This window comes from Sinisalibacter aestuarii (assembly GCF_027923545.1).
GTDB classification, from domain to species: Bacteria; Pseudomonadota; Alphaproteobacteria; order Rhodobacterales; family Rhodobacteraceae; genus Sinisalibacter; species Sinisalibacter aestuarii.
In genome coordinates this window covers 174,760-198,438 of record NZ_BROH01000005.1, presented here as the reverse complement: position 1 = coordinate 198,438, position 23,679 = coordinate 174,760, and the positions used below count along the sequence as shown (strand labels likewise).

Annotated in this window: 25 protein-coding genes and 1 riboswitch; of the genes, 6 read left to right on the top strand and 19 right to left on the bottom strand. The window is 66.9% G+C overall.

The genetic code is table 11. The features are described 5' to 3' along the window. Nucleotides 1-68 precede the first annotated feature (68 nt). The 3 genes from QMG28_RS10600 to QMG28_RS10590 all read left to right on the top strand — a co-directional run bounded on the left by QMG28_RS10600 (nt 69) and on the right by QMG28_RS10590 (nt 2,260). The gene (locus tag QMG28_RS10600) at nt 69-872 is read left to right on the top strand and encodes a trypsin-like serine peptidase (protein WP_281842269.1); all 804 of its coding nucleotides are present in this window, start codon (nt 69-71) and stop codon (nt 870-872) included. Beyond that, nucleotides 869-1,672, top strand: a complete 804-nt coding sequence (locus tag QMG28_RS10595; RefSeq protein ID WP_281842268.1) for a trypsin-like serine peptidase — start codon at nt 869-871, stop codon at nt 1,670-1,672. The genes QMG28_RS10600 and QMG28_RS10595 overlap by 4 nt, the downstream gene beginning before the upstream one ends. Before the next feature lie 132 nt (nt 1,673-1,804). Next, nucleotides 1,805-2,260, top strand: a complete 456-nt coding sequence (locus tag QMG28_RS10590; RefSeq protein WP_281842267.1) for an Hsp20 family protein — start codon at nt 1,805-1,807, stop codon at nt 2,258-2,260. A 67-nt stretch (nt 2,261-2,327) separates the two neighbouring features. Here the strand turns inward: QMG28_RS10590 and QMG28_RS10585 are convergent, their stop codons facing one another. The 3 genes from QMG28_RS10585 to QMG28_RS10575 all read right to left on the bottom strand — a co-directional run bounded on the left by QMG28_RS10585 (nt 2,328) and on the right by QMG28_RS10575 (nt 5,709). Then, entirely contained in the window at nt 2,328-2,849 is a 522-nt protein-coding gene (locus QMG28_RS10585; RefSeq protein ID WP_281842266.1) for an HPP family protein, read from the bottom strand. Nucleotides 2,850-2,960: 111 nt separating this feature from the next. Continuing rightward, nucleotides 2,961-3,860 carry a DMT family transporter gene (locus QMG28_RS10580; protein WP_281842265.1) on the bottom strand — a complete coding sequence of 300 codons (900 nt, stop codon included), beginning with the start codon at nt 3,858-3,860 and terminating at the stop codon, nt 2,961-2,963. An 83-nt stretch (nt 3,861-3,943) separates the two neighbouring features. Beyond that, a riboswitch (FMN riboswitch) is annotated at nt 3,944-4,074 on the bottom strand. A 156-nt stretch (nt 4,075-4,230) separates the two neighbouring features. After that, nucleotides 4,231-5,709, bottom strand: coding sequence for an NAD-dependent succinate-semialdehyde dehydrogenase (locus QMG28_RS10575; RefSeq protein ID WP_281842264.1), 1,479 nt, complete (start codon nt 5,707-5,709; stop codon nt 4,231-4,233). A gap of 48 nt (nt 5,710-5,757) precedes the next feature. On the opposite strand from QMG28_RS10575, the gene QMG28_RS10570 reads away from it, so the two are divergent. Both QMG28_RS10570 and QMG28_RS10565 read left to right on the top strand, forming a co-directional pair. Beyond that, nucleotides 5,758-6,552: a hormone-sensitive lipase gene (locus QMG28_RS10570; RefSeq protein ID WP_281842263.1), complete on the top strand. Its 795-nt coding sequence runs from the start codon at nt 5,758-5,760 to the stop codon at nt 6,550-6,552. A gap of 49 nt (nt 6,553-6,601) precedes the next feature. Beyond that, nucleotides 6,602-7,336, top strand: coding sequence for a hypothetical protein (locus tag QMG28_RS10565; protein ID WP_281842262.1), 735 nt, complete (start codon nt 6,602-6,604; stop codon nt 7,334-7,336). 9 nt (nt 7,337-7,345) lie between these two features. Here the strand turns inward: QMG28_RS10565 and QMG28_RS10560 are convergent, their stop codons facing one another. From QMG28_RS10560 to QMG28_RS10545, 4 genes are all read right to left on the bottom strand, one after another. Further along, nucleotides 7,346-7,903: a hypothetical protein gene (locus QMG28_RS10560; RefSeq protein ID WP_281842261.1), complete on the bottom strand. Its 558-nt coding sequence runs from the start codon at nt 7,901-7,903 to the stop codon at nt 7,346-7,348. 67 nt (nt 7,904-7,970) lie between these two features. Next, nucleotides 7,971-8,963: a P1 family peptidase gene (locus QMG28_RS10555; protein WP_281842260.1), complete on the bottom strand. Its 993-nt coding sequence runs from the start codon at nt 8,961-8,963 to the stop codon at nt 7,971-7,973. A 63-nt stretch (nt 8,964-9,026) separates the two neighbouring features. Then, nucleotides 9,027-9,767: a glucose 1-dehydrogenase gene (locus QMG28_RS10550; RefSeq protein ID WP_281842259.1), complete on the bottom strand. Its 741-nt coding sequence runs from the start codon at nt 9,765-9,767 to the stop codon at nt 9,027-9,029. A 35-nt stretch (nt 9,768-9,802) separates the two neighbouring features. Beyond that, nucleotides 9,803-10,957, bottom strand: a complete 1,155-nt coding sequence (locus tag QMG28_RS10545; protein WP_281842258.1) for a winged helix-turn-helix domain-containing protein — start codon at nt 10,955-10,957, stop codon at nt 9,803-9,805. Between the two features lie 103 nt (nt 10,958-11,060). Here QMG28_RS10545 and QMG28_RS10540 point away from each other — a divergent pair, with 103 nt between their 5' ends. Next, nucleotides 11,061-11,660, top strand: coding sequence for a 2-hydroxychromene-2-carboxylate isomerase (locus QMG28_RS10540; protein ID WP_281842257.1), 600 nt, complete (start codon nt 11,061-11,063; stop codon nt 11,658-11,660). A gap of 159 nt (nt 11,661-11,819) precedes the next feature. Here QMG28_RS10540 and QMG28_RS10535 read toward each other — a convergent pair whose 3' ends face one another. The 12 genes from QMG28_RS10535 to QMG28_RS10480 form a co-directional block, all read right to left on the bottom strand. Continuing rightward, the gene (locus QMG28_RS10535) at nt 11,820-13,271 is read right to left on the bottom strand and encodes an aldehyde dehydrogenase family protein (RefSeq protein ID WP_281842256.1); all 1,452 of its coding nucleotides are present in this window, start codon (nt 13,269-13,271) and stop codon (nt 11,820-11,822) included. Continuing rightward, nucleotides 13,264-14,853 (bottom strand): ABC transporter ATP-binding protein, encoded by a 1,590-nt coding sequence (locus tag QMG28_RS10530; protein WP_281842255.1) that lies wholly within the window; start codon nt 14,851-14,853, stop codon nt 13,264-13,266. Before QMG28_RS10530 ends, QMG28_RS10535 begins: the two co-directional genes overlap by 8 nt. After that, nucleotides 14,850-15,671 (bottom strand): ABC transporter permease, encoded by an 822-nt coding sequence (locus tag QMG28_RS10525; RefSeq protein ID WP_281842254.1) that lies wholly within the window; start codon nt 15,669-15,671, stop codon nt 14,850-14,852. Before QMG28_RS10525 ends, QMG28_RS10530 begins: the two co-directional genes overlap by 4 nt. Beyond that, nucleotides 15,668-16,612 (bottom strand): ABC transporter permease, encoded by a 945-nt coding sequence (locus tag QMG28_RS10520; protein WP_281842253.1) that lies wholly within the window; start codon nt 16,610-16,612, stop codon nt 15,668-15,670. The genes QMG28_RS10525 and QMG28_RS10520 overlap by 4 nt, the downstream gene beginning before the upstream one ends. Before the next feature lie 184 nt (nt 16,613-16,796). Continuing rightward, entirely contained in the window at nt 16,797-18,263 is a 1,467-nt protein-coding gene (locus QMG28_RS10515) for an ABC transporter substrate-binding protein (RefSeq protein ID WP_281842252.1), read from the bottom strand. A 92-nt stretch (nt 18,264-18,355) separates the two neighbouring features. Continuing rightward, nucleotides 18,356-19,033, bottom strand: coding sequence for a DUF1523 family protein (locus tag QMG28_RS10510; RefSeq protein ID WP_281842251.1), 678 nt, complete (start codon nt 19,031-19,033; stop codon nt 18,356-18,358). Nucleotides 19,034-19,044: 11 nt separating this feature from the next. Beyond that, on the bottom strand, nt 19,045-19,320 hold the full coding sequence (locus QMG28_RS10505; RefSeq protein WP_281842250.1) for a hypothetical protein: 276 nt from the start codon (nt 19,318-19,320) through the stop codon (nt 19,045-19,047). A gap of 10 nt (nt 19,321-19,330) precedes the next feature. Then, nucleotides 19,331-20,680, bottom strand: coding sequence for a DUF6638 family protein (locus QMG28_RS10500; protein ID WP_281842249.1), 1,350 nt, complete (start codon nt 20,678-20,680; stop codon nt 19,331-19,333). A 69-nt stretch (nt 20,681-20,749) separates the two neighbouring features. Continuing rightward, nucleotides 20,750-21,082: a hypothetical protein gene (locus QMG28_RS10495; protein WP_281842248.1), complete on the bottom strand. Its 333-nt coding sequence runs from the start codon at nt 21,080-21,082 to the stop codon at nt 20,750-20,752. A gap of 1 nt (nt 21,083) precedes the next feature. Beyond that, nucleotides 21,084-21,428 (bottom strand): hypothetical protein, encoded by a 345-nt coding sequence (locus QMG28_RS10490; RefSeq protein WP_281842247.1) that lies wholly within the window; start codon nt 21,426-21,428, stop codon nt 21,084-21,086. Continuing rightward, nucleotides 21,425-21,727: a hypothetical protein gene (locus tag QMG28_RS10485; protein WP_281842246.1), complete on the bottom strand. Its 303-nt coding sequence runs from the start codon at nt 21,725-21,727 to the stop codon at nt 21,425-21,427. Before QMG28_RS10485 ends, QMG28_RS10490 begins: the two co-directional genes overlap by 4 nt. After that, entirely contained in the window at nt 21,727-23,664 is a 1,938-nt protein-coding gene (locus tag QMG28_RS10480) for an ATP-binding protein (RefSeq protein ID WP_281842245.1), read from the bottom strand. The genes QMG28_RS10485 and QMG28_RS10480 overlap by 1 nt, the downstream gene beginning before the upstream one ends. Nucleotides 23,665-23,679 lie beyond the last annotated feature (15 nt).

Sequence of the window (23,679 nt, the reverse complement as noted above, 5' to 3'; positions counted from 1 at the left end):
ACCCGGTCCGCGCCATATTCTCGCCCTATCGGCTTGCTAGCTGCGAAGGGCATTTTGCGGGAACGGACATGAAACGGATATTCGCACTGGCGGCATTTCTTCTCTTCGGCGCAGGTCCGGCCCTGGCCGGCGGCTCCGGGCTGGAAGCGATGGTCACCAGCGACGATGGCCGTGGCTGGGAGGGCGTCGGCCGGCTCAATATCGGCGGGCGCAGCTTCTGCACCGGCGCGCTGATCAGCGAGAGCCTCGTGCTGACCGCCGCCCATTGCCTCTATGATCGCGACACCGGCAAACCCTACGACGCCTCCGAGATCGAGTTTCTCGCCGGCTGGATCGACGGGCGCGCGGCGGCCTATCGCGGCGCGCGCCGGGCTGTGTCTCATCCGTCCTACAGCGAAGACGGCCAGGACCGCTCGATGGATGTGGCGCTGGTCGAGCTGGACCGCCCGGTGCGCAACTCGGGCATCACCCCGTTCGCCACTGGCAACCTGCCCGCGCTCACCCGCGATGTCGGCGTGGTCTCCTACGCCCATGACCGGGCCGAACATCCCTCGATCCAGAACCGCTGCCTCGTTCTCGGCAGGGCCGGTGGCACGCTGGTGCTGGATTGCAACGTGGATTTCGGCGCGTCCGGTGCGCCGATCTTCGATATGTCGGGCGACACGCCGCGGATCGTTTCGGTGGTGTCGGCCAAGGCGATGTCGGGCGGGGCCCAGGTGTCGCTCGGTACCAGCCTGGAAGACCCGCTGGCCGATCTGCGCGCGATCCTGGCCGAGAGCGATGGCGTGTTCAGCCGTGCGCGGCCTGCCGTCACCGTGATGGGGCGCGACGAGGCGGTGTCGTCGACCGGGGCGAAGTTCATCCGGCCATGATCCGTGTGCTTGCCCTGGCCCTCGCTGCTGCCCTTGCCACGCCGGCCCATGCCGACAATGCCGGGCTGACCCGGCTCACCCTGCGTGGCGATCTGCTCGGCTGGGAAGCCGTCGGGCGGCTCGACCTTGGCGGCGCGGGCTTCTGCACCGGCGTGCTGCTGGCGCCCGATCTGGTGCTGACGGCGGCGCATTGCCTGGCGGATGCGCAGGCGCAGGGCTCGGTAGAGGGTTTGCGGTTCCGGGCCGGGCTTGCCGATGGGGTGGCCATTGCCGAAGCCAAAGCGGCGCGCGCGGTGCTGCACCCGGCCTATTTGCCAGGGCGGATCACCGCCGAGACCATCCAGCATGACGTGGGGCTGGTGCAATTGGCCGAGCCGATCCCGGCGGCCGTGGCTGCGCCCTACGGCCTGCGCGATTTGCCCCGTGCCGGTGCGCCGGTGGCGGTGGTCTCCTATGCGCGGGGGCGGGAAGACGCACCTTCGCGGCAGGCGGAATGCACCGTGGTCGGCCGGGCGCAGGAGCTTCTGGCTTTCGATTGCGACGTTACCTTCGGCTCTTCCGGCGCGCCGATCTTCGATGTGACCGGCGGGCGCCCGCGGATCGTGTCGCTCGTGTCGTCGGGCGGGCGCGACGGGCGGCGGGTGACGGCCTTCGGCATGGAGCTTCCGGCCCGCGTGGCCGAACTCAAGCGTGCCTTCGCCACCGGCGAGGGGGTGTTTCCGCAACAGGGCTTCACCGCGCGGCGGATCATCGTGGGTGGCGACAGGGGCGGCACCGGCGCACGCTTCGTGCGGCCCTGAGCCACCGGGCGCGGGGCTTGAACGGGCCGAATTCCTTCCTAATTCGATAGCATGGACGCCGGATGCCGGGTCCGTTCACCGCCCGTCCGATGAGGAGGGCAAACCTTTGGTATCGCTCAATGGAGGATTCCCATGCGCAACTTTGACCTGTCGCCGCTCTACCGCGCCACCGTCGGCTTCGACCAGCTTGCCGAAATGATGGACCGGGTGTTTGAAAAAGACGTGAGCCGCGAAACCTACCCGCCCTACAATATCGAGAAAACCGGCGATGACGCCTGGCGCATCACCGTGGCCGTCGCGGGCTTCACCGATGAAGAACTGAACGTCGAGGTGAAGGAAAACGCGCTTCTGATCACGGCCCGCAAGGCGCCGGACGGCAAAGAGCGCAGCTATCTGCACCGCGGCATCGCCACCCGCGCCTTCGAGCGCCGCTTCGCGCTGGCCGAACATGTGCGCGTGACCGGCGCCGTGCATGAAAACGGCCTTCTGCATATCGACCTGGTGCGCGAAGTGCCCGAGGCGCTGAAGCCGCGCCGGATCGAGATCGCCTCGGCGAACGACATCGAGGCGAAGGCCATCGAGGCCTGATCTCTCCGGCATGACGAGACGGGGCGCGCGGGCATTGGTTCGCGCGCCTTTGTCATACGGGTGGCGGCTAGTACCAGAAGATCGGCCAGGGCCGGTGCGCGCTGAGATTGTTGACGACAAGCGCCACCCCGATCAGCACCAGCGCGCCCGCGCCCACCGGAAAGAGCGGGTAGAGAAAGCCCAGATCATGCACGCCGGACGAGCCGGCCACGGCGATCAGCGCCGAAGCCCCGCCCGGCGGGTGCAGGCTGCGGCTCATCTGCATCGCGGCGATGGCGAGCGATACGGCCAGTGCCGCCGCGAACCAGCCAGCGCCGAAAAGCTGAAACACCGCCACGCCGATCAGTGCCGAGGTGACATGGCCGACGATCACGTTCCATGGCTGGGCGAAGGGGCTGCCGGGTGCGCCGAAGACGAGCACCGCCGTCGCGCCGAAGGCACCGATGACGAAGGTCAGGTCGTTATCCTGCAGCACGAACTGGTCGATCAGCCCGATCGCGGCGATGCCGAGAAAGCCCCCGACAAGGCTCAGCGCTGCCGTCTGGATCGACGGCCGGGCGGAATGATGATGGCGCTGCGCGGTGCTCATTTGTTGTGCATATCATGTCTTTGCCGCTTTTCTATGCAAAAATTCGCATAACCAAATAAGTCAGGGAGAGGCGTGACCCTCTCCCCCTTTTCCGGCCGGCTGTGCCGATGGTCAGGCGCCGCGCAGCGCGGTGCGGCGCAGGGGCCGGGCCTCCCGGTGGAACAGAAAGAAGGTCGCCGCGAGGATGATCGCCGTGCCCAGCCACATCGAGCCGGTGGGGGCGAAGCCAAAGATCAGCGCCCCGAGGCCCACATTGAGCGGCAGCTTGAGGTGATCGAACGGTTGCAGGAAGGCGGCATCGGCCAGCGAATAGGCCCGCACCAGCGCGTGCTGGGCGAGTGCCGTCAGCAGGCCCGCCGCGGCCACCATCCATATTGCTGCGGCGGGCAGGGCCAGCCCCGGCCCGACCCCGAAGGCCAGCCCGAGATTGATCGGCGTCAGCAGCAGGAGCAGGTAGATCGTCACCGTTTCCGGCGCATCGTCATCGGTGAGCCGCTTGGTCACCACCGAAGATGCGGCCCAGAAGGCGGCCGCCGCCACCGGCAGCAGGGCCCAGAGCTGGAACCGGTCCGACCAGGGCTCAAGGATCACCGCGCCGCCGACGATCCCCACCAGCACCGCGCCCCAACGGGTGGGTGTAACCTTCTCGCCCAGCGCGAGCGCCGCACCGATGGTGACGAAGAAGGGCGAGAGCAGGATGAGCGCGATGGCCTGCCAGATCGGCACATGGGCCAGCCCCGCTACCCAGAGCTGCACCCCCACCGCGCCGAGCGCCACGCGCAGGATATGCGCGCCGGGATGGGCGGTGCTGAAAAGGGCTGTGCGGTTGCGCCATATCCACGGCAGGTAGATCGCGGCGGCGATGAGATATTGCCAGAAGGTCACGCTGGGCGAGGCGGCCCCGGCGATCATCGTGGCGCCCTGCAACGCGATATTGATGAGGGCGAAGGCGGCCCCGGCGGCGATCATCAGCATCGCGGCGCGGGTGAGGTCTTGATTGGGTCGAGTCATGGCGCATCTGTCCTTTCTCCTGACGCACGTGACTCAAGGCAGACAGGACAGCACGCACGGGGCCCGGAGGCCCGCGCACCTGCTCCCATTCTCTTCCATCCGGACTGTTACCGTCGGCCCCGGAATTCCGCCGGGTCTGCTGTCCCTTCCCGGGGGAAGGCGCTCGCGGGCTGTCACCGCCGGTGGGGAATTGCGCCCCGCCCTGAGAATGTGCCGCCCGGTGCCGGACGGCGTGCCAGAGGTAGGCCGGGGCAGGCCGGCTGTCAATTCAACACGGCGTGCCCCTCTTCATCTTGCTGCAAATATCCCGGGGGGTGCAGGGGGGCAGAGCCCCCCGCATCGGTCGGATTGCGCAGCAATCCGAACCCGGTCAGATCGCCATGCAGATATATTTCATCTCCAGAAAATCCTCGATCCCGTGGCGCGAGCCTTCGCGGCCCAGCCCCGATTGCTTCACGCCGCCGAAGGGCGCCACCTCGGTCGAGATGATCCCGGTATTGACCCCGACGATGCCGTATTCCAGCGCCTCGGCCACTTTGTAGACCCGGCTGAGATTGGTCGCATAGAAATAGCTCGCAAGGCCGAAGATCGTATCGTTGGCCTGGGCGATCACGTCGTCCTCGTCGCTGAACCTGAACAAAGGCGCGAGGGGGCCGAAGGTTTCTTCCTCGGCGACTTCCATTTCGCGGGTCGCGCCGGTCACGACGGTCGGCTTGAAGAACAGCCCGCCCTTTTCATGCGCCGCGCCGCCGGTGAGCACCTGCCCCCCCTTGGCGAGCGCATCGGCGATGTGCTCTTCCACCTTCTTCACTGCCGCCTCGCTGACAAGCGGGCCGAGCGCCACGCCTTCGTCCAGCCCGTCGCCCACTTCGAGGTTGTCCACCGCCTGCGCGAGCTTCTCGGCGAAGGCGTCATAAACGCCGTCCTGCACGTAGATCCGGTTGGCGCAAACGCAGGTCTGGCCGTTATTGCGGAATTTCGAGGCGAGCGCGCCTTCCACGGCGGCATCCAGATCGGCGTCGTCGAAGACGATGAAGGGCGCATTGCCACCCAGCTCCATCGAACATTTCTTCACCTGATCGGCGGCCTGGCGCAGCAGGATGCGGCCGACGAAGGTGGAGCCGGTGAAGGTGATCTTGCGCACGGCATGGTTTTCGGAAAACTCCAGCCCGATATCGGCGCTCTTCGACGAGGTGACCACGTTGAACAGGCCCTTGGGCAGCCCGGCGCGCTCGGCCAGCACCGCCAGCGCCAGCGCCGAGAGCGGCGTTTCGCCCGCAGGTTTGGCGACCACGCCGCAGCCCGCCGCCAGCGCCGGGCCGACCTTGCGGGTGATCATCGCATTGGGAAAGTTCCACGGCGTGATCGAGGCGACCACGCCCACTGGCTGTCTGATCACCTGAAGGCGCATATTGGGCAGGTGCGGCGGGATCGTCTCGCCATAGATCCGCTTGCCCTCTTCGGCGAACCACTCGATGAAACTGGCGCCATAGGCGATCTCGCCCATCGCCTCGTTGATCGGCTTGCCCATTTCGGCGGTGAGGATCAGCGCCAGATCCTGCTGGTTGTCCATCATCAGGTTGAACCAGGCGCGCAGGATATTGGCGCGCTCCTTGGCGGTGCGCTTCTGCCAGCCCTTCATCGCCGCATCGGCAGCGGCGATGGCGCGGGCGGTCTCGGCCCGGCCCAGATCGGCGATCTCGGCCAGCACATCGCCGCGCGCCGGGTTGGTCACGGCGAAGGTCTTGCCGTTATCGGCGTCGATCCAGTCACCGGCCACATAGGCTTTGCTGGCGAGGAGCGAAGGGTCTTTCAGAAGAGAGGCGAGATCGGTTGCGTCGCGCGGCATTTTGGTCTCCGATTGGGATTGGGGCAGCGCCCCGGAAGGAGCCCGCCCATGGATTACGATCTGGCCTATGCTAACGCGGATTTCATCCCGAATGCCACGGCCTATCCGCCGCGCTGGGCCCGCGAAGCGGAAGAATTTCGCGCCGCGCGCAAGGATCATACGCGCCTCGGTCTGAGCTACGGCGACACGCCGCGCGAGGCATTCGATCTGTTCCTGCCCGATGGCGATCCGCGGGGCCTCGTCGTCTTCGTTCACGGCGGCTATTGGCTGGCATTCGGGCGCGAAGACTGGTCAGGCTTCGCCGCCGGTCCGGTGGCGCGGGGCTGGGCGGTGGCGATGCCATCCTACCCTCTCGCCCCCAAGGCCCGCCTCCGCGACATCACCCGCGCCGTGGCCCGCGCGGTGGCCCGCGCCGCGCGCGAGGTGGAGGGGCCGGTGGTGCTGGCCGGGCATTCGGCGGGCGGCCATCTGGTCGCGCGGATGAATTGCAGTGATGCGCTTCTGCCCGAGGTTGCGGCGCGGCGGCTGCGCCGGATCGTGGCGATCTCGCCTTTGGCAGATCTGCGCCCGCTCACGCATACCAGGATGAACGCCGATCTGCGGCTCGATGCCGCCGAGGCCCAGGCCGAAAGCCCGGTGCTCGGCACGCCCCGCCATGAGATTGCAACGCTGGTCTGGGTCGGCGCCGAGGAGCGCCCGGCCTTTCTCGATCAGGCGATCTGGCTTACCGAAGCCTGGGACGAGGCGCGCCTGCATATCGCGCCGGGCCGCCATCATTTCGACGTGCTCGATCCGCTGAAATACGCAGAGAGCCCGATGGTCGACGCCCTGCTCGCCGATTGACATGCCTGCTCTCGCGGCTCAAATGAACCCGGTCCGCCCGGAGGTTACCATGCGCCGTTTCGCACCCGTTCTTGCCCTGTCTCTCGCCCTCGCGCCCGCCCTGCTCCATGCCGAGGACCGCATGTGCGAATACCGCCATCCCGGCCATCCGGGCTGGGATTTCTTCGCCGCCTGCAGCGTTGCCGTGACCGAAGAGGGCGCAGCGACGATCCGTGAGGTGACGGTGGCGAATGGCTCTCGCCTTACCACCCGCGACGAAGGTGGGCGTCACAGCGTGAACGGCCTCGCCGCCGAGAAGCTGGCCAACGAGGCGGCGGAGTGCTGGCGTACCACCGGCGAGAACGAGCTGATCTGCATCCACCCCGCCTCGGCCAGCGCGCCGGTCGACGCCGCGCCCATGCCCGCCCCGGCGGCGCTGGCCGATGCCGGTTTCGGCGGCGGGCAGCGGGGCTATTGCCTGCTGAGCCAGGCGGATACGGTGATCGACCATGGCGCCTGCGTGCGGCGCGAGAATTGCGTGGTTCTGGCCGATGGCGCGGGCCAGAGCTGCCTGGCCGAATACGACTGGGCCAGTGGCCGGCTCTCGGAAGTGGCGACAACGCAAACCTGGCAGACCCTCGATGGCGGCGCGGTGGTGGCCGGCGATCCCGGCTGCCTGGTCGATGCCGGCGCGGGCCTCACCTTCTGCTATTCCACGGCCGAGATGAATGCGGCGACGCATCCCGTGCTGGCCGCGCCCGCCCCGCAGGGCGACGAGCAGCCACAGCCCCCCGCCGCGCAGTAGCGCCGGGCGTCAGCCGCCGAAATCCTCAAGCCCGGCAAAGTCGATGGTTTCGAGCACGGGGATCATCACCTCGACCTCCGCCCCCTTCGCCTGGATGAGAATCCGGTTGTCGATCAGCCCGGTCAGCTCGCCATCGTTGAAGATGAATTTCTCGCGCCCGATCCGGTGCATCTTCATCCCCAGCATCCCGGCATTCGACAACATGCCGCCGAACATCGAGATCATCGGACTGTCGGCCATGATGGTGATGGTGAAGCTGTCGGTGCCGTCGGTGTAATCCGCCTCCGCCCCGATGCCGCCGCCCATGATCGCGAGGCCGGCATTCATGTCGTCCCCGGAGATCTCGCGCGTCCAGCCGGCCGGCGCCTCCGGCAGAAAGCCGGTGAGCTGCTGCGAGGTCATTTCCTGCAGGAGTTGCTTGGCGTAGTCGAGCTCTTCGATGGCATATTCGATATCGCCGTCCTCATAGGCCTGAAGCGCCGAGGAGAGCGTATCGCTCACCTCGTCGGCGAGGCCCGGATTGGCGATGGCAACAAGAACAAGAGCATAGAAAGTGGCGCGAAACATCGTGTCTCTCCCGATGGTCAATAGCCTAAAGAATAATTGCGATGATGGACCGCGGCTTTGATCGGCGTCAAGGCATGCCAAAGCGCGCGGCCCAGGTGGGGAAGGGGTCGTTCACCGCGGGGGTGGCCGCGTAGACGCCGCGCGCAATGGCCCGTGCGAGGCAGGTGGCGGCGGCATGGCCCAGCAGCATCGGGTCGGCGACGGGATCGGAGAGTGCGCGCGCACCGGTGGCGGCGGCGAAGACCAGATCGCCGTCATGCGGCGTATGGCTGGGATGGATCGCGCGCGCCATGCCGTCATGCGCCGCCACCGCCATCCGCGTGGCCTGCGCCTGCGTCAGCGCGGCGTCGGTGGCGACGATGGCGATGGTGGTGGCGCCGCGCGGGGTGAGCTTGGTCACCGGCGCCGCGCCCGGGTCGAACCCGGTCACCGGCCCGCGCCCGCCAAATTCGCCGCCGAACTCCCATGGGCTCGCCCAGAACTGGCCCTCCGGCCCGGTCGCGCTGCCCACCGCGTTGACCACGACCAGCGCGCCCACGGTCACGCCGTTCTCCAGCACCAGCGAGGCCGAGCCGAGCCCGCCCTTGAGATCGGCGGTGGTCGCACCCGTGCCCGCGCCTGCGGTGCCAAGGGCGAACACCTCACCGGCATCCGCCAGCGCCTCGCGCCCGAGCCGCTTGTAGGGATTGTCGGCCCAATCCTTGTCGCCGCCATTGATCAGGTCGAAGACGATGGCTCCGGGCACGATCGGCACCTTCTGCCCGCCCACATCGAAGCCGCGCCCCTGCGCCCGCAGCGCGTCGACCACGCCCGAGGCGGCGTCGAGCCCGAAGGCCGAGCCGCCGGACAGCACCAGCGCATCCACCTCCTGCACCGTCTTGTCAGGGGCGAGCAGATCGGTCTCGCGCGTGCCCGGCGCGCCGCCCATCACATGCACGGCAGCCACGAAGGGAACCTCGCCCAGCAGCACCGTCGCGCCGGTCTTGACCCGCGCGTCGGCGGCATTGCCCACACGCAGCCCGGCGACATCGGTGATCAGATTACGCTTGCCCGGCCTCATCCTCCGCCCTTTCATCTTGCCTCAAATATCCCGGGGGTCCGGGGGCTGGCCCCCGGCCCGGCCTCAGATACAGCGCCCGCCATCCACTTCCAGCGCCACGCCGGTGATCATGCTGGCCTCGTCCGAGCACAGAAAGGCAGCGGCATTGCCCATATCTTCCGGCGTCGAGAACCGGCCCAGCGGGATGCTGGAGAGAAACTTCGCGCGGATCTCCGGCGTGTCCTGCCCCATGAAGCTCGGCAAAAGCGGCGTCTCCCCCGCCACCGGCAGGATCGCGTTCACCCGCACGCCGGCAGGCGCAAGCTCCACCGCCATGCCCTTGGTGGCGGTCAGCATCCAGCCCTTCGAGGCGTTGTACCAGGTGAGGTTGGGCCGGGGCGAGATCGCCGCGGTGGAGGCGACGTTGAGGATCGCCCCCATGCCTGCCGCCTTCATCAGCGGCACGATTTCGCGCGCGGTGAGGTAAACCGATTTGGCGTTCACCGCCAGCACCCTGTCGAACTCGTCTTCCTCGATCGTCTCCATCGGTGCGGGCAGATGGGTGATGCCGGCATTGTTGACGAGGATGTCGATCTTGCCGAGAGCCTCCAGCGCGCCGTGGGCGAGCGAACGCACCGAGGCGGATTGCGACACGTCCACCGGCATTTCGATCCCGCCGATCTCCTGCGCCACGGCCCGTGCGGCCTCTTCGTTCAGGTCCGCCACGCAGACCCGCGCGCCTTCGGCGGCGAATTTGCGCGCGATCCCGGCGCCGAAGCCCGAGCCCGCGCCGGTGACGATGGCGGTCTTGCCGTCGAGTCTCATCCTGTCCCCTCCGTTTTGGCGCAGCCTGCCCCGGCTCAGGGGCGGGGGCAAGCCCAGACCACCTGCGCAAGCCCGGCGAAGCGGCGGAAGCGGTCGAGCTCGGCATCGACCCGCGCGTCGCGGGCCTTCGACGGGCGCAGGCCCGCCTCCGGCCAGAAGCCGGTGACGGTGAGCGCATCGCCGCCCCGGTCGGCCTTCAGTTCGATCCGCCCGATGAAGCGCGCGCCTTCCAGCAGCGGATAGACGTAATAGCCATAGACCCGCTGCGCCTTCGGCACGAACATCTCGTTGCGGTAGGCGAAGCCGAACAGCCGCTCGATCCGGTCGCGGTCGCGCACCATCGGGTCGAACGGGTTGATCAGCCGCACCCGGCTGCCCGGCTCCGGCGCGGCGGCCAGGCGGGCCTCGATATCGGGCGCGGCGAGGGCCTTGTAGCGCCCGCCCGTCGCGGTCGCGATCTCCACCGGCACCAGCCCGGCCTGCGCGGTCCAGCCCTTCACCTCGGCGGGCGTGGTCGCGGCCCAGAACCTGTAGATCTCCGACGGCGTGGCGACCCCGAGCGCGTCGATGGCGCGGGCGTGCAGCCAGCCGATCTGGTCGGCCTCCGATGTGCCGTGGTCGATCCCGCCGGCAAACACCCGCTCGCCCAGATCGTAGAACTTCACGAAACCCTCGCGATGCGCAGTGGCGAGGCGGCCCGCATACCACATCTGGTCGAGCGCCTTCTTGTGCGGCGGGCGCGCCCACATCTCCTTCGGCCCCTCGTGCCTGGTGTCGAAGGCATGGGTCGAAAGCGGGCCCTCGGCGGCGATCCGGTCATGGATCGCCTGTATCTCGGCCCGGCCCAGCCCGGAATGAAACCACGACGAGCGCGCGGTGCGCGCGCCGAGCACGGAGAAGCGCCGGGTCCAGTAGGGCAGCACCTCGGCGGGGATCAGCGAGGCGTCATGGGTGAAATGCTCGAACAGTGCGCGCGATTTCAGCAACCGCCAAACCCGCTCTTCGTGGTAGGTGGGGATGCGCGTCCACAGGATGTGGTCCTGCGCGCGGGCGACGTTGCGGATCGTGTCGATCTGCAAAAACCCGAGCTGGCGGATGATCTCCGCCGGATCGCGCAGGTGTGTGCCGATCAGGTTCTGGGCCAGCCAGAGCCGGCGGGCATCGCGGTTGGAGATGGTGAGCGCGGTCATGAGGGCGAGACTTGCACGCGCCGCGCGCGGCGTCCATCCGTGCGGGAGGTTTGACAGGATGGCGCTCCGTCGTCGACACTGGACGGTATTTCAGGAGCGCGACATGACAGAGATTGATTTCTGGTTTTCGATCGGCAGCACCTACAGCTATCTCACGGTGATGCGGCTCGACGAGGTGGCGGCGCGCGAGGGCATCACCTTCAACTGGCGGCCATTCAACGTGCGCGAGATGATGATCGCGCAGGACAACATCCCCTTTGCGAAGAAGCCCGCCAAGGCGGCCTATATGTGGCGCGACATCGGGCGGCGGCTTGGCAAATATGGGCTGACGGCCCAATTGCCCGCGCCCTATCCGCTGGAAGACCTGGCGCTCGCCAACCAGGTGGCGCTGGTGGGCATGGCCGAGGGCTGGGGCAAGGCCTATGTGATTGAGGCTTACAGGCGGTGGTTCCAGCAGGGTCAGATGGCGGGCAGCGAGCCGAACCTGTCGCAGTCCATCGCCGCAGTCGGGCAGGATCCGGCGCGGGTGCTGGCCCGCGCCGAGGCCGATGACACAGTGGAAGCGCTGGCCGAGGCGACGCAGGACGCCGCCGCCGCGGGGCTGTTCGGCGTGCCGAGCTTCGTGGTGGCGGGCGAGCTGTTCTGGGGCGACGACCGGTTGGATGACGCCATCGCCTGGGCGCGCGCGGGGCGCCTCGCCTGAGGCAGAGCGCCGGGGGTTTCACACCCCCGGACCCTGGACGAAAGGGCAATTTGCGCTTTCGGTCACCCGACAGGCGATTTCGCAGTTCGAAATCACCGAGAGGGGCCCGTGAGGTATTTCCCGAACAGAGAACGGGTGGGCGCCTTTGCCGTCGCCCGGTCAGCCATGCCTGGCGGCGACCGTCTTGAGCGTGGAGAAACCGTAGAGCGCCTCGAACCCCTTTTCGCGGCCATGACCGGACAGGCCGACGCCGCCGAAGGGCAGCTCCACCCCGCCGCCCGCGCCGTAATTGTTGATGAAGACCTGGCCCGCCCTCAGCCGTTTCGCCATGCGCATCTGTCGCGCGCCGTTCTCGGTCCAGATGCTCGCTACCAGCCCGAAGCCCGTGCCATTGGCGATGGCGATCGCCTCGTCCTCGGTATCGAACGGGATCGCCACCTGCACGGGGCCAAAGATTTCCTCCATCGCCAGCGGGTGATCGGGGGGGACGTCGGCAAAGAGTGTGGCGGGCACGTAATGGCCCTCCGCCGGCACATCGTCCAGCACCGTGCCTTGCCCGGCGATGCGCAGATCGGCGCCCCTGGCGAGATAGCTCTCGACAATCGCTTTCTGCCTGGCCGAGATCAGCGGGCCGAGATTGGCATCGCGCATTGCTTCGGCGCTCATCATGCCGTTGTAGCTGTCGGCCATGCGGGCGACGAGCTGGTCATAGATTCCGCGCTGGATCAGCACCCGGCTGGCGGCCGAGCAGGTCTGCCCGGCATTCTGGATGCAGGCGCCGACGAGGAACGGCAACGCGGCGTCGAGATCGGCATCGTCGAACACGATCTGGGGCGATTTGCCGCCCAGTTCCAGCGTCACCGGCACCACGTTGTCGGCGGCGGCCTTCTGCACGAGCTTGCCCACGCCGACCGAGCCGGTGAAGGAGATGTGGTCGATGCCCGGATGCGCGGTGAGCGCGGCGCCCGCCTCTTCGCCCAGCCCCGGCACCACGTTGAGCGCGCCCTTGGGCAGCCCGGCCTCCTCGGCCAGCGCGGCGAAGGCGAGTGCGGTCAGGCAGGCTTCTTCGGCGGGCTTCAGCACGCAGGCATTGCCCATCGCCAGCGCCCCGCCAACCGAACGGCCGATGATCTGCATCGGGTAGTTCCACGGGATGATATGCCCGGTCACCCCGTGCGGCTCACGCAGGGTGTAGACGGTGTAGCCGTCGAGATAGGGGATCGTCTCGCCCATCACCTTGTCAGCGGCGCCGGCGTAGAATTCCATGTAGCGCGCCAGCGCGATGGCATCGTTGCGGGCCTGTGTCAGCGGCTTGCCTACGTCATGCGCCTCGATCACCGCGAGGTCTTCGATCCGGGTTTTCACCAGTTCGCCGATCCGTGCGAGGATGCGGCCGCGCTCCAGCGCCGTCATCCGGCCCCAGTCGCCCTCCAGCGCGCCCCGGGCGGCGGTGACGGCGGCGTCGATATCTTCTTCCTTGCCACGGGCGATGGTGCCGATCTGCCAGCCGGTCGAGGGATCTTCGAGCGGCAATTGCCCGCCGCGCGCGGGCCAGATCCATTCGCCATTCACATACATCTTTGTCTGGTCGTACCACAGGGCTTCAATCATGGGTCACTCCTTGCCACTCGGCTGGGATTTTCGGCGTCGCCGCAATCAGCGTCCGCGTATAGGGATGGGCGGGGCTGGCAAAGACCTGCGCCGTCGCGCCCCGTTCGACGATCTCGCCGGCCTGCATCACCAGCACCCGGTCGGTGATCGCCTGCACCACCGACAGATCGTGGCTGATGAACATATAGCTCAGCCCGTGCTCGGCGCGCAGCCGGGCCAGCAGATCGAGGATCTGCGCGCGGATCGACACGTCGAGCGCGCTCACCGCTTCGTCGAGGATGATCAGGTCGGGATTGGTGATGAGGGCGCGGGCGATGGCGATACGCTGACGCTGACCGCCGGAAAACTCGTGGATGTAGCGCCCCATCGCCTCCGGCTCCAGCCCGACATCGGCCAGCGCCGCCGCCACCCGGTCGCGGATATTGCCGGGGCTGTCCATCAGATGGAAGGGTTCGGCCACCAGCCGCTCGACCTTCCAGCGCGGGTTGAAGCTGCCATAGGGGTCCTGAAAGACCACCTGCATCCGGCGGCGGATCGACGGGTCCAGATGCGGGCCGGCATGGATTTCCTGCCCGTCGAGCGCGATCCGCCCGCCTTGCAGCGCGTCGAGCCCGAGGATGGCGCGGGTGAGGGTGGATTTGCCGCAGCCGCTTTCGCCGACCAGCCCGAGGCTTTCGCCACGTTCGAGGGTGAAGCTCACCCCCTTCACCGCGCGGAAGGTGCCGGCGCGACCAAGCAGCCCCTGGCGTGCCGTCGGATAGTCGCGCACCGCGTTCTCGACGGTGAGAAGCGGCGTGCCCTCGGCGCGCGCGCCCCGGTCGGGCTGGTGCGATGAGGCGGCGAAGAGCTTGCGGGTATAGGGATGCGCCATGGTGCGAAAGAGCGCCTCGGTCGGCCCTTGCTCGACGATCCGCCCCGCCTGCATCACCGCCACATGGTCGGCCATGCCGGCGACCACGGCGAGATCGTGGGTGATGAGAAGCAGGCTCATGCCTTCCTCCTCCACCAGCCCCTTCAGCAGATCGAGTATCTGCGCCTGCGTCGTCACGTCGAGCGCGGTGGTTGGCTCGTCGGCAATCAGCAGCTCGGGGTTCAGCGCCACCGCCATGGCGATGCAGACCCGCTGGCGCTGGCCGCCCGACAGCTCATGCGGGTAGCGCGAGAGCGGAAAGCGCTCTTCCGGCAGGCCGACGCGGGCGAGGCGTTCGCGGGCGACGTCGCGCGCCTCGCGTTTTGTTGCCTTGCCATGGATCACCAGCGTTTCCGCCACCTGATCGCCGATGGTCTTGACCGGGTTCAGTGCCGTCATCGGCTCCTGAAAGATCATGCCCACCCTGTTGCCGCGCAGGGCGCACATTTCGCGCTCGGATTTGGCCAGCACGTCGCCCTCGTCCAGCCAGGCATGGCCCGAGATGCGGCTGCCATGCGGCAAGAGGCCCATCACGGCGAGTGCGGTCATGGATTTGCCCGAGCCGCTCTCGCCCACCAGCCCGGTCACCTTGCCCGGCGCGATGGTGAGCGAGACGTCGTCGAGGATCGGGTAATCGTGGATCGCGAGCGAAAGGTTTTGCAGCCGGATCATGCCCGCGCCCTCCGCACCCGGGGATCGAGCAGATCGCGCAAACCGTCGCCCATAAGGTTCAGCCCCAGCACCATGGCGACGATGGCAAGGCCGGGCAGGATGGCAAGGGCTGGGTTGGTGTAGATCATCGTCTGCGCCTCGGCGAGCATCCGGCCCCAGCTTGGCAGCGGCGGCTGCGCGCCGAGGCCGACATAGCTCAGCGCCGCTTCGGCGAGGATGCCGAGCGAAAACTGGATCGTACCCTGCACGATCAGCAGGTTCACGATATTGGGCAGGATATGCTCAAGGCTGATGCGCAGCCGCCCTTTGCCGGCCACCCGGGCGGCGAGAATCCAGTCAAGCGTCCACAGGCTGAGCGCGCCGCCGCGGCTGACTCGGGCGAAGACGGGGATGTTGAAGATGCCGATCGCGAGGATCGCGTTCAGCGCCGAAGGGCCGAAAACGGCGGTGATCAGGATGGCGATCACCAGCGAGGGGAAGGCGAAGATCAGGTCGTTGCCGCGCATCACCACCTCGTCGATCAGGCTGCCGCGGGTGGCCGCGGCGAGCAGCCCCAGCGGCACCCCGAGGCCAAGCCCGATCCCCACCGCCACCAGCGCCACCGCGATCGAGGTGCGCGCGCCGACCATCAGCATCGAGAGCAGATCGCGCCCGAAATGGTCGGTGCCGAGCAGGTAGGTGGAAGAGGCGGGCCTGAGCTTGTCGGCGATGTTGAGCGCGGTCACGTCATGCGGGGTCCAGACGAAGCTGAGCACCGCACCGGCGAGAAACACAGCCGTCAGCGCTGCGCCGATCCAGAGCTGGGCGTTGAGCCTCATGCGCGCCTCCGGAGCCGCGGGTCGACGGCGGCGTAGGCGAGATCGACGAGGAAGGTCACGAGGATCACGGCGAAAACGAGCAGCATCACCAGGCTTTCGACCACGATCAGGTCGCGCTGGGTGATGCCCTGGAAGATCAGGCGGCCAAGGCCGGGCAGGTAGAACACGTTCTCGATGATGATCGCGCCGGCGAGCAGGAAGCTGAATTGCAGCCCGATGATGGTGAGCACCGGGATCATCGCGTTGCGCAGCGCGTGGCGGGTGGTGGCCTGACGGCGCGAGAGCCCCTTGGCGCGGGCGGTGCGGATGTAATCCTGTCCCAGCGTTTCGATCAGTGCTGAGCGCATGACGCGCGCGAGGATCGAGGCTTGCGGCAGCGCCAGCGCCACGGCGGGCAGGGTGAGCGCCTTGATCGCCGCGCCCGGATCGGACCAGCCGGGAAAGCCACCCGCCGAGAACCAGCGAAGGTTGACCGCGAAGACCAGCACCAGCAGCATGGCGAACCAGAAATTCGGCACGGCGATGCCCAGCTGCGTCGCCCCCATGATGCCGTAATCGGTGACCGTGCCGCGCCGCGCCGCCGCGATCAGGCCGACCGGGAAGGCGATGAGCGTGGACAGCGCCAGCGCGTAGAGCGCCAGCGGCAGCGAAACCCAGAGCCGTTGCGCCACCAGATCGGCCACCGGCACCTTGTAGGTGTATGACAGCCCGAAATCGCCGGTCAGCATCCCGCCCGCCCAGCTCAGATAGCGGCTCACCAGCGAGCCGTTCAGCCCAAGCTGGTCGCGCAGCGCGTCCACCGCTTCGGGCGTCGCGTTCAGCCCCAGCATGTAGCTTGCCGGATCGCCGGGGATCACCTCGATCACTGCGAAAATGACCACCGAAGCCACGATCAGGCTGACCGCAAGCGACAGGGCGCGGGAGAAGGCGTAACGCAGCATGGGGCGGAGGTTAGGCCGACTGGCGCGTGGGAGAAAGACGCAATTGCTGCTTCATCTTGCCAAAAATATCCCGGGGGTGTGGGGGCAGAGCCCCCACCTCGCAAGAGCGTTGCGGCGTGAGCCGCTCCGCTGAAAAAAAGGCGCCGGGTTTCGCCGGCGCCCCCTTTGCATCATGTTGCGCGGCTCACTCGGTCCAGCGCACGCCGGTCAGGTCGTTGGCCTGGGTCGGGGCGTTTTCCCACAGCCCTTCGATCTTGGCATTGGCCACGCCGGTCTTGGCAAGCTGGAACAGATAGGCGTTGACGTAATCCTGCGCGATCATTTCCTGCGCCTGCTTGTTGAGCTCCGAGCGTCTCGCCGGGTCGGAGGTGACGCCAAGCTCGGCGATCAGCGCCTGGAACTCGGCGTTGTCATACTGGAAGTAGTAATCCGGGCGGGCATAGATGTTGATGTCGGCGGGTTCGGTGTGGCTGATGATGGTCAGGTCGAAATCCTTGCCGCCAAACACCTGTTCGAGCCATTGCGCCCATTCGAGGTTGGTGATTTCGGTCTCGATCCCCACCTCGCGCAATTGCGCGGCGATGATCTCGCCGCCACGCCGCGCATAGCTCGGCGGCGGCAGCATCAGCCGCAGCGCCGGGATCTCGCCAACCTCGGCCATCAGCGCTTTCGATTTCTCCGGGTCATAGGCCGACAGCGCCGTCAGGTCGACATAATCGGGGTTGTGCGGGGCAAAATGCGTGCCGATCGGCGTACCGAAGCCAAACATCGCGCCGTCGACGATGTCTTGCCGGTTGATTGCGTGGGCAATCGCCTCGCGCACGCGGATATCGTCCAGCGGCGCCAGCTTGTTGTTCATGGCGAGGATCGTCTCGCCCTCGGTCGAGCCGACGATGACCTTGAAGCGCGGATCGCTTTCGAACTGGCTCAGGGTTTCCGGTGCGGGGAAGTTCGGGAAGGCGTCGACGTCGCCCGCCATCATCGCGGCGAAGGCGGCGTTGGGATCGGAGATGAACTTGAACGTTGCCGAGGCCAGCGCCGGGGCGGCGCCCCAATAGGCGTCGTTGCGGGTGATGGTCACGTGATCGCCCTGCACCCATTCGGTGAAGGTGAAGGGGCCGGTGCCCACCGGCGCTGTGGCGGCCGTGTCGATGCTCTCGGGCGCGACGATCACCGCATCGCCCCAGGCCATGTTGAAGGGCAGGTTGCCGTTCGGCTCGGCCAGGGTGATCTGCACGGTCAGCGGGTCCACCGCCGCGACGCCGGTGATCCCGGTAAACAGCGCCTTCTGGGCGTTGGTCGAGTCTTCGGCCCGGGCGCGGTCGAGGGTAAACACCACGTCTTCGGCGGTCATGTCGGTGCCGTCATGGAATTTGACGCCATCGTGCAGGTGGAAGGTGTAGACCGTGCCATCCTCGCTCACCTCCCAGCTCTCGGCCAGCGCCGGCAGCACCGCGCCATCGGGGCCGAAACGGGTGAGACCTTCGAAGATATTGGCATAAACCACCTCGTCGATCGCGGCGGCGGCGCCGCCCGTCGGGTCGAGGTTCGGCGGCTCCAGAACCATGCCGAGGGTAATCGTATCCTGCTGCGCCTGGGCCATGCCGGCGGTGAGCGCGAGCATGGCGGCGGCGAGGGTGAGGTGTTTCATCGGGCGTTCCTTCCTTTGGTCCGGGTTTCCCCTGGGTAACCCATTGAAGCAAACCTGATGCTGCGTGTGCAAGATGTTTCGCAGCTGCGGCGTTATCTGCCCGTCCAGCTCCGCCACCAGCGGCTCAGGCGGCCGCGCTTTTCATCGAGCCCCGCATCGACCTTTTCCCAGGCGTCGCGGGTGTCTTCCAGCGCCGGGTCGATGGTGCGTTCGCGAAACTGCATCCACATCGCCCGGAGGAACAGGATCAGCGCGATGATAATGATGAAGAAGATGATGTTGAACCACGGGATGATCGTCATGTCCGGCGAGGCGATGGGTTTGATTGCCACCGCGTTGGGGAAGGCCGAGAACAGCTCGAGCCGCCAGCCGTAATGGGTCAACACCGCCCATTTCGGAGCCTCCGGCGTCGAGCGCAGATCGTCGGCCTCGGTTTGCAGGCTGGCAGTATCGAACTTGAAATAGGGCGGCCAGGACCAGCCGGTATCTTCGTTGCGATAGACCATCACCTTCTCGGAGTCGCGCTGGAAGAAGCCGAGCAACCACGTCTTCTTCTTCACCGTCTGGATGAACTGCACATCGCGGTTGATCAGCGTGCCCGACTGGTCGTCGGGATTGGCCCAGAAGATCCGCGTCCAGTCGCCGAGATCCTGGCGTTCCTGGTAGGTGTTGACCACGCGCACCACGTCATGCTGCGGCAGGGTGTAATGCAGGAAGGTGCCCGCCACGAGGAGGACGATGGTCAGAAGGGTGTTGCGAAAGATGCGCATGGGTCCGGGCCTCACGTGACGTTGACGATGATGGAAATCGCCACGATGGCGATCAGCGGGATGACATAGACGAGCAGGATCAGCTTGCGGCGCAGCGAGCTGTTATACTCCGCCATGCCGGTCTCGATATAGATTTCGCGCTCGGGGCTGTCTTCATCGCCGGGATGGTCTTCCGCCCAGCGTTTTTCAAGTTTTTCCCGCCGCACCGAGCGCGAATAGACCGAAACCGCGATGTAGATCACCGACAGGGCGAGAAACCCGAATACGAACAAACGCGCAAATGCCATGGCGCCCTCCTTACCGTCTCACCGCGCCCCAGGGGCCCACGAGATCGAGGATATCATCTTTCGCCTCCCAGGGGCCAGACGGGGTGGGCGCGGGGTTGCGCCCGCCGAACAGCGCCTCGCGCGCGCCGGCCTTGTTGGCGGCATAGTCGGAGGCGAGGAACTCGGCCACATATTCCTTCTTCGCATCCGGCCAGTCGCGATAGGCGGCGTAGAAAGCGGGTTTGTGGGTGATGAAGAGCTGGCGGATGTCGAGCGGGGCCAGCTCGGAGAGGAGCTGGTTGACCAGATCCCGGTCGGGGTGATCGGGCCGGGCGCGCAGGGTGTAGAAATAGGCCGGGCTGTCAGACGCGATGCGTGGCCACTTGCCGCCGTTCAGCGCCCAGCGCACCAGCGCGTTGAGCTTGAGAAATTCCTCCGGCAGCGCCGACCCCATCCGCTGTGCCAGCCGGTGCAGGCTGCGCGGATCGAACCCGTCGATCGGCAGGCCCTGCGTCGTCGCCGCATCGACGAGGATGAAGTCCATCTTCTGGCGCAGGATCGCCGCCCCGTCGACGCCACGCGCCTTGATCACCGGCTCCACCAGATCGTTCATCTCCAGAAAGGTGGCGATGCCGTTGCGCATGGTGAGATCGAACGCCTCGATCGGCATCGGCCCGACATCGGCGCGCGGCCGCACGGTGATGGCGGCGGGCGTGGCCACGTCGCGGAAAATGTAGATGCCGCCGAAATGCGCCGTCCAGAAATTGCCCTGTTCGTAGGTGGCGTGGGCAAGGTCGATGGGCTGGCGGGTCACGTCGCCGGTGCGCTTGGCCAGCTCGATCATCTCGGCGATGAGCACGTCATCATACCAGCCGTCCGGCTCGGTCTGGAACCGCTCGATCCGGTCGGCCAGCTTGCGGGCATTGGCGACATGGCTTTGCGTTGTGTCGGCCACCACGGTGATCTTGCGGATGTCGAACAGCCGGGCAGGGGCGGTGACCTCGAACACCGAATTGTCAAGCTCGCCCGCCACTGCGTCCTGCGCGGTGAGGGCGAACAGCTTGGCCTCGTTCTCCTCGATGAACTGCTTGAGAATGCCGCGCGAGGTGGAGAACTGCGCGTTCAAGAGCGGCGCGCGCTTCTGTTCGGTGGTGAGGATGATGAAGAGCCGGTTCACCCCGTTGGGGTTGAGGTAGAGATGATCGCCCAGTTCCTCGCCGATCTCGTAGGAATAGCCCGAGATGTCGATATGGAATTCGCTGAGCGCGGTGCGCTTGCGGGTGAGCCGCTCCAGCGCCCGGTTATAGCGCTCGACAAGGGCGGGGCTGTCGATGCGGATCAGGTTGCCGAACATCAGGCCGCGTTGGATGAGGCGTTTCATTCTGCCCCCTCGATTAGATCGGTCTTGCGCGGGGCAGGTCCCGGCTTTCGCTGCGTGCAAATCCCATCGTCATGAAGTTCCCTTCACCCGTCTGAACGTCCCCAGGAACGTCAGCACATAAGCCGCGATCGGCACGAAACTCGCCGCAAAGGCCGCCACCCGGAATTGCCCGCCAATCGCCGTGGCGGCATCTACTCCGGCCCGCGCATAGAGCCAGTCCACCGCGACGGCCAGCCGCGAGGCGCCCAGCAGCACCACCGCCGAGATCACGATGGCGAGCAGGATTGCGGTGAATTCCGGTTCGCCTCCGGCCCGCGCCATCCGGGCCGCGATGTCGCGCGCCACCAGTGCCACCAGCACCGAGGCCAGCAAGGTTACGCCCAGAAAAATCGCCCAGTCCATCTCACCTGCTCCTTGCCATGTCTTCGCCGCGCCGCTTCTCCACGCCCTGTGCCCGCGCCAGCCAGGCCAGCGCCAGCAGCGGGCCCCAGGCCAGCGCCGACAGCACAGCCGCCCGCGTCACCGCCCCGAGGCGCGGCGCGTTGCCCGCGCCCGCGTGCAGCGCCGCGAACAGCCCCAGCGCGGCGGCGAAGGTCAGCCCCGCGCTCGCCGCCATGCCCAGCGCCAGCCGCCCCTGCGAGCGGGTGCCTTTTGGCACCGTCCAGACGGGCAGCAGCAGCGCCAGCGCCACCAGCCCGGCCAGCGGCAGGAAGGTGTTGGCCAGCCCGATATCGGCGTAATTCATCATCCCGCGCGCACCCGCTTTGCCTGGCGTCCGGCCCAGAACCCGCCCAGCCAGAGCGGGGCGCTGAATGCGGTGAGCGTGGCGCCGAGCATCAATCCGGTGACGACCGGCATATCGAGCCGATATGCCTCATCGACGGCGTTGGTGATGGCCAGGTAAAGCGCCGCCCCGAGCGCGGGCCAGACCGCGTTGACCAGCACCGGCCAGAGCGCAGGCACGCCGCGCCAGCCGAGCCACCCGGCGAGCAGGGCCGACGGGAGGCCGACGACCAGCACCGCTATCACCGCCCAGGCCGTCGTCATCAGCCCTTGCCCTCCAGGTATTGCCGCTTGGCTTCCTCGGTGAGCCGATATTCCCGCACCATCTGCGCAATCGCCGCCTCGTCCGACTTGTCGGCATAGCGAAACTCGCTGTCGGCGTAGCGGTTGATCTCCTGTATCACCATCTCCACCGTGATCGGCTGGCGCAGCTCCTCGATCATCCCCTTCTTCTCGTCGTATGACTTGAACAGGAACAGGTCCGGCTCTTCCATCCACTCGTCCGGCAGCTCGAAATCCATCGCCCGCACCTTGATCGCGTCGGTGATGTTCTTGATCGCCCGCCCGGTGAAGCGCGCGTCGGCCTCCTGAATGCCTTTCAGATAGGTGCCGAGCTTGGCAATCGTATCAAGCTGGCCGATATCCTTCGACACCCGCTCGAACACCTTTTCCAGCCCGTCCTCCTGTGGCCGGGAATGGCGCTCGAAGCTCTCGGCCACGGCGCGCTTGATCTCCTGCGCCTTGTATAATTCATGCTTTCCAAGCGGGATATCGTGGTTCTTCCCCATCAGAAGGTGCAGAATGTCGATATAGTCCTCCCGCGTCTGCGGCCCGTCGACGAGAAAGCGCGCGCCGGCCCGCTGGCGCAATGCGTCATCGACATTCTCGGGATAATTGGAAAACATCCCGAAGGTGCAATTGCCGCGCACCACCGTGTTGGCCCCGGCGAAGCTTTCCATCAGCACGGCGGTGATCTCCAGCTGCCCCGCCGAGGATTGCCGGTCGCCGCGCTTTCCGGCGAGCTGGTCGATATCGTCGATCGTGCCGAAGCCGATCACGTTCGGGTCGATCACGTTGTTGATGAAGGCTTTGGCATTCTGCGCCGATTTGCCCTGATAGCTGTCGATACTCTCGGTCGAGAGGTTCTGGTAGCGGAACGGATAGCCCGCCGCCTCGCAATAGCCCGAAATCAGCCCCGCCATCATCTGGATCAGCGTTGTCTTGCCGGTGCCCGGCTTGCCGTCGCCCATGAAGGTGAAGATGAAGCCGCCCAGTTCCGCAAACGGGTTCAGCCTGCGCTCGAAATCGTAGGCCATGAGCATCTTCGACAGCTTCATCGACTGGTATTTGGCGATGTGGTTGCCCACCACCTCATGCGGCTTCTTGAAGCTCATGGTCAGCTTGGTGCCGCGCGCCTTGCGGGAGGGCGTGAAGCCCGAAATGGTGAACTCGTCGGCCTCCACCCGGTAGTCGTTGGCGGTGAACGGCGCGAGGCGCGGCGCGGTCTGGGCGCGCAGGCTCACCTTTTCCATCAGCTGCTCGGCATAGGCCATCACCGTGGCCACCAGCCGCGGCTCGTCCTCGGCGAAGGCGGCGATCTCCTGGTCCAGTTCCCACAGCGCCCCGTGCAGCGCCAGCCCGGCATTGTCGGTCAGCACTTCCTCGACATTGCCAACCTCCACGCTCACCTCGCTGGCATGGGGCGCGAGCAGGAAGGCGGTGGCATTGGCGAAGACCGACAGCGCGATCAGGCTCTCGGCGGCCAGCAATTCGGAAAACTCCGCCGCCTGCGCTTTCGGCAGCGCCGCTTCGAGGTTCTGCTTCTTCAAAGCGATCAGCCCGGTCTGCTCGCCGTAACTCTCCGCCATCGCCAGCGACATCGCCAGCGCCCGGCGCAACGAGTGCAGCACGGTGGCCTGAACCGGCGACAGGATCGGATCGCCGCCATCGGTGTCTTCGATCCGCTCGATCAGCCGCACCCCTTCGGGCCGCGCCGTCGAGCGCGTCACTAGCCCCGGCGTGGTCGAGCGAAACCGCCGCGTGCGCGCCACGCCCGGACTGCGCTCCACCGGTGCGGCGGCTACTTTCGGCCGGGCGATGCGCGGCGTATGGTCGAAGCCTGCGAGCATTCCCGCCGCCGCGTCGTAATGGGCGCGGATCTCGTCTTCCCGAAGCTCCATCTGGTCGGCCGGCACTGACATCGCTTACCTCTTCAT